The sequence below is a fragment of the Bacteroides sp. AF20-13LB genome (assembly GCF_003603065.1).
GTDB lineage: Bacteria > Bacteroidota > Bacteroidia > Bacteroidales > Bacteroidaceae > Bacteroides > Bacteroides uniformis.
The window spans coordinates 1-4204 of record NZ_QTMH01000039.1 but is presented as its reverse complement, the minus strand read 5'-3'; the positions used below and the strand labels follow the sequence as shown (position 1 = coordinate 4204).

The 4204-nt window shown below is 46.0% G+C and carries 8 protein-coding genes; 7 read left to right on the top strand and 1 reads right to left on the bottom strand.

Annotated elements, in window-relative coordinates; genetic code table 11:
* The first annotated feature begins 86 nt into the window (after nucleotides 1-86).
* The 3 genes from mbpB to DWX62_RS21715 are packed head-to-tail and all read left to right on the top strand — an operon-like array spanning nucleotide 87 to nucleotide 1540.
* Nucleotides 87-881 carry a mobilization protein MbpB gene (gene mbpB, locus DWX62_RS21725; RefSeq protein ID WP_007560590.1) on the top strand — a complete coding sequence of 265 codons (795 nt, stop codon included), beginning with the start codon at nucleotides 87-89 and terminating at the stop codon, nucleotides 879-881.
* A complete protein-coding gene (mbpC, locus tag DWX62_RS21720) occupies nucleotides 838-1290 on the top strand; it encodes a mobilization protein MbpC (protein ID WP_120173146.1) in 453 nt (150 codons plus the stop codon). The genes mbpB and mbpC overlap by 44 nt, the downstream gene beginning before the upstream one ends.
* Nucleotides 1291-1309: 19 nt before the next feature.
* Nucleotides 1310-1540: a hypothetical protein gene (locus DWX62_RS21715; RefSeq protein WP_004295510.1), complete on the top strand. Its 231-nt coding sequence runs from the start codon at nucleotides 1310-1312 to the stop codon at nucleotides 1538-1540.
* A gap of 36 nt (nucleotides 1541-1576) precedes the next feature.
* Here the strand turns inward: DWX62_RS21715 and DWX62_RS21710 are convergent, their stop codons facing one another.
* Nucleotides 1577-2602, bottom strand: coding sequence for a replication initiation protein (locus DWX62_RS21710; protein ID WP_118409018.1), 1026 nt, complete (start codon nucleotides 2600-2602; stop codon nucleotides 1577-1579).
* Nucleotides 2603-3014: 412 nt separating this feature from the next.
* On the opposite strand from DWX62_RS21710, the gene DWX62_RS21705 reads away from it, so the two are divergent.
* From DWX62_RS21705 to mbpA, 4 genes are all read left to right on the top strand, one after another.
* Complete coding sequence (locus tag DWX62_RS21705) at nucleotides 3015-3266, top strand: hypothetical protein (protein WP_004295507.1); 252 nt, start codon at nucleotides 3015-3017, stop codon at nucleotides 3264-3266.
* Complete coding sequence (locus DWX62_RS21700) at nucleotides 3263-3538, top strand: type II toxin-antitoxin system YoeB family toxin (RefSeq protein WP_004327436.1); 276 nt, start codon at nucleotides 3263-3265, stop codon at nucleotides 3536-3538. The genes DWX62_RS21705 and DWX62_RS21700 overlap by 4 nt, the downstream gene beginning before the upstream one ends.
* Before the next feature lie 10 nt (nucleotides 3539-3548).
* Nucleotides 3549-3746, top strand: coding sequence for a hypothetical protein (locus DWX62_RS21695; RefSeq protein WP_004295503.1), 198 nt, complete (start codon nucleotides 3549-3551; stop codon nucleotides 3744-3746).
* Nucleotides 3747-3938: 192 nt separating this feature from the next.
* On the top strand, nucleotides 3939-4204 hold a 266-nt coding region (gene mbpA, locus DWX62_RS21690), incomplete at its 3' end, for a mobilization protein MbpA (RefSeq protein ID WP_117897981.1).

Here is a 4204-nt window from a genome sequence, read left to right as displayed (position 1 = left end):
AACAACTACTTCGGTGGTCGCCAGTACCGGGAAGTGTTCGAGGAGAACCGGGCACTAATTACAGAGCTCAAAAAAATACTCTCACGATGATAGGGAAAGGGAAAAGCATATCACATGGTGTGGCGGCATTGGAGTACGACCTCGCCAAAGAGATAAACGGGCAGGCAGTAGCCACCGAGATAGCCCGGCATGAACTTTATGGGTGTACTGGTGCGGAAATGGTGCAGGAAATGAAACCGTATCACATTGATTTTCCGAACGTAAAAAACAACTGCCTACGTTTCGAGGTCAGCCCCTCGATAGAGGAAAGCGCCACCTTTACGGATGCGGACTGGGCGGAACTTGGTAACGACTTCATGCAGCGCATGGGGTTGGCGAACCACCAGTACATCATCATCCGGCACAGCGGTACGGAGAGCAAGAAAGAGCAAGCCCACCTGCACATACTGGCAAACCGGGTTTCCCTTTCCGGGGAACTGTACCGGGACAACTGGATAGGGAAAAAGGCAACGGAAGCCGCCAATGCCATAGCCAAGGAACGGAACTTTGTACAGTCGCAGGACATTGGCAAAGTCAACAAAGCGGAAATCAAGGAAGCCATGGACGGCGTATTGAAGAAGATGCAGGGCTTTGACTTTACCAAATTCAAGGAAGAACTTGGTAAGAGAGGTTTTAAAGTCCGGGAAGCCAGGGCAAGCACCGGGAAACTTAACGGCTACTATGTCACAGCCCGAAGCGGTACGGAGTATAAGGCAAGCGAGATAGGGAAAGGCTACACTCTCGCCCATATCGAGCGGACACAAAGCAAACTGAAGTGCAACTCAATGAACATATCTCATGGAAACAAACTCACACCCGGAAGCGGCAGCTTCCAACGTTAAGCAGGGACAGTACAGCCCCCGGAAAAGAAAAGATACAACGCCAAGGGTAAACCCGCAGCTTGCGGTAGAACTGGTGTATCAAGAACTAAAGCGTGTTGAAGTCTATACGAAGCGCATAGAGGACGCAACAGCCCGAAAGGTACAAATAGACGGGAAAAGCCTTGAAAGTGCCGAAAATCGCCTAAAAAGCGTGTTGGCGGACTTTGAACGGCAGGGGTACAGAATGAAAAACGGCGGTTATGTGGACAAACGAATTTCGTTCTACTCAATCCTTTGTGCTGTTATCTCCCTATTGTTCGCTTGTTTCATGTGCTATCTTTGGACGGATGCAGCCAAAGACCGGGACAACTACAAGCAGTATTATGAATACTACCAAGAGCAGGCAAGGGAACAAAAGGGGAATAAATAAACATCTAACTTTACGAATTATGGGAACAACGGAACACGAAGAACCCCGGTTCTTCTTCATACTGAACAAGGGTGCGAAGTCCGGCGGCGAAATCACCCATGCCGTCCTAAACGGTAGTATCGTTTCGAAGCCGGCAGGCTGGGACGCCTTTCATGGGCTTGCACTGGCGAGAGAGAAACTAAGCAGCGAGGAAATACAACAGCAGATGAAAGAACTTGGTGTAGAAATGGAAATCGTTCCTCTGATTTGACAAGATTACCCGGCTGAAACACTCCGGGTAATCTTGTTACTTATCCTTGATTTTCCCTTTAAGGGCGTTTATAATCCACCCTTTCGGATTGTTCTTTTCTCGTGATTTTCCGTTTAGGAGAGCCAGTTCTCCGATAAGGTCGGTTATCTTTTCTTGTGCCGTTATGAATGTCTCTTTGTTCCGGTTTATCTCTTCCGATGTGAAGCCGCAGGAATAACGGAGGTACTCGTACACATGGCTGTCTATCTGATATCGTGCTGTAACCTTTGCCTGCAAATCTTTCCCTTCCAGTTCTTCATCCCTGAACTGTGGTTGATAGACCGGGTAGAACCTAAACCCGGTCACCTTGCTACGTTTGTTGTTTGGGTTTTCACGCACTTTCACGTAGTTGAAAGTGTATGGGCAGCTCTCATCAAGCGCAGCCTTTGCTGGTTTCAAAACTCTTTCCTCAAAATGATCTATTCTGTCTTTTCCGTTCTTGTCCTTGTATTTGTCCGCAGGTATGCCAAGACGGTCTTTCAAGTTTTCAAGGGATATATCCAAAGGGTACACCTGCCCACTCATTAACATGTAAAACCTAAGGGAATACCCAGTAGGTAGCGCAAGAGCCTTGTTTAACTCAAATTCTCTGTACCCCTTGGCGAACTTGGTAAACACATCCCAAAGGTCGTTAGACACACGAAAGGTTATAATGCCAGTGCGTTTTTTATATTTTGGGTTAGATATAAATCCGCACTTCCACCATTCCTCGTCATCTTCGTAAGTAAAAAAACGTCCTGCCAAAGAATCGAGTGCGGCTATGATTTCATTGTAATCACGTCCGGAAAAAATAACGTCAGATACATGCATTTGTGCATCAACATCCCAAAGTCCATGCTCAAACTTGCGTTTCGTGCCTGCATAATCTTTCAGTTTTACTCCCTTTAGTTCAGCTTGGCACGCTTCCAGTATGCGAAGAACTATTCTTTGTTCGTGTATGGACATGTCTTGCTGTTTTGACCATGTATATACCCATGAAACAACAACATCTTTATTCTTGGTAATAGGTAGTTTCTTTTTCATAAACGATTGATTTGCTGCAAATATACACAATCCCCACATTAAAACAAAAAAAGAGGGGTAAAACTCCCAAAGTGTGGGGACTAATTTACTTTTAAACTCCCAAAGTGTGGGGACTAAACTCCCAAAGTGTGGGGAAACACATGTTCTAATCCCTTTATTTATGGGCGTTTGCGAAGAAGTGATAGAGCATATTACAGACGATGCTTATAACAGACAAGGGAAATTTATAGAGCTAAGTGGTTGATTTACTGTCGGAAAAAGAAAAACGATAGGGAAAAAGAGCAAAGCAAAACCAACCAACGGGCGGTAGGATTGGAAACGGGTTTTTATGGCGTGTACACGTTTGTGTACAAAATGTTTGTATTTTATTGAAATATAGCTATCTTTGTGCTGAATTTAAAAGCAAACAGATATGGAAGCATTATCAGTAAGAGAATACCGTAACAACCTCGCAGCGTCTTTCACCAAAGCTGACAATGGCGAGCAGGTACTAATTCGCAGGAAAAACGAGATTTACGCTTTGGTAAAAGTTGGTCGTGAAGATTTGATGATAACCCCGGAGCTGCAAGCAAGGATTGACAAGGCAAGGGAAGAAATCAAATCCGGAAAGTGTGTTACCCTCAAAAGCAGTGAGGATATTGACGCTTATTTCGATAGTCTATGATGTACACAATTAGGGTTTCCGACGGGGTGGATAAGGTGATTGCCAAATGGAAGAAATCAAACCCCAATTTGTTCAAGAAGTATAAGAAAATCTACAAAGAATTGTTAGAGCACCCTAAGACTGGGCTTGGGCATCCCGAAGCGTTAAGGGGCGGTGGGGATATTACATGGTCTCGACACATTACCGCCCATGACCGGATAATCTATGACATTTACGAGGAAGTGGTAGAGGTCTACATCTTGGAGGTAGAGGGGCATTACAACGATAAATGATAAAACTGTTATGGTCGAATATTGTGTTTACTGGTTAGAGAACGGCGAGCCTATGCACGAGGTGTTCTCTTCTCTTGCCGCCGCCGAGATGTACTCATGTGCGATAAGAGGGAAAGAAAACATTGAATGGGTGGAGGTGTCCGAAGAAGAAACCATTGATTTGGACGAACTGGAAGACATGTTCCCGGATGACTTCTGCGGCGTGTAATCCCCTTGGGTAGAAATGGGGTAGAATTTGTTAGGCTGTGGGGGATTTTCTAACACGCCGGGGCTTTTTGCTGGGCGGTTGGCGTGGATGTATTCCCATGCGGCATGTGTATATATAGCAAGAAGTGTCCTTGTCGGACAATTCTTGCTTTTCTCGCTTTGCTCAAAAAGATTTTAAGATTACCTTTGTGGCATGGAACTAAGACGGAACGAAAAGATTACATTCCGGTGTACCGAACTTGAAAAGGACGCACTTGCGGAGCAGGCAGCCCGGTGCAGTCTAAGCGTATCGGAATACTGCCGGAGTTTGTCCCTTGGGGGGCGCCCAAGGGAGAGGTACACCGAGGAGGAACGGCAGCTTCTCCGGGACATAGCCCAGTTGAAAGGAACGCTCCAACGGCTGAACAACTACTTCGGTGGTCGCCAGTACCGGGAAGTGTTCGAGGAGAACCGGGCACT

What these genes read in the sequence shown, in the direction of transcription:
- DWX62_RS21715 (WP_004295510.1), top strand. Translation starts at nt 1,310, where the DNA reads ATGGGAACAACGGAACACGAAGAACCCCGGTTCTTCTTCATACTGAAC.
- mbpC (WP_120173146.1), top strand. Translation starts at nt 838, where the DNA reads ATGGAAACAAACTCACACCCGGAAGCGGCAGCTTCCAACGTTAAGCAG.
- DWX62_RS21695 (WP_004295503.1), top strand. Translation starts at nt 3,549, where the DNA reads ATGGTCGAATATTGTGTTTACTGGTTAGAGAACGGCGAGCCTATGCAC.
- DWX62_RS21705 (WP_004295507.1), top strand. Translation starts at nt 3,015, where the DNA reads ATGGAAGCATTATCAGTAAGAGAATACCGTAACAACCTCGCAGCGTCT.
- DWX62_RS21700 (WP_004327436.1), top strand. Translation starts at nt 3,263, where the DNA reads ATGATGTACACAATTAGGGTTTCCGACGGGGTGGATAAGGTGATTGCC.
- DWX62_RS21710 (WP_118409018.1), bottom strand. Translation starts at nt 2,602, where the DNA reads ATGAAAAAGAAACTACCTATTACCAAGAATAAAGATGTTGTTGTTTCA.
- mbpB (WP_007560590.1), top strand. Translation starts at nt 87, where the DNA reads ATGATAGGGAAAGGGAAAAGCATATCACATGGTGTGGCGGCATTGGAG.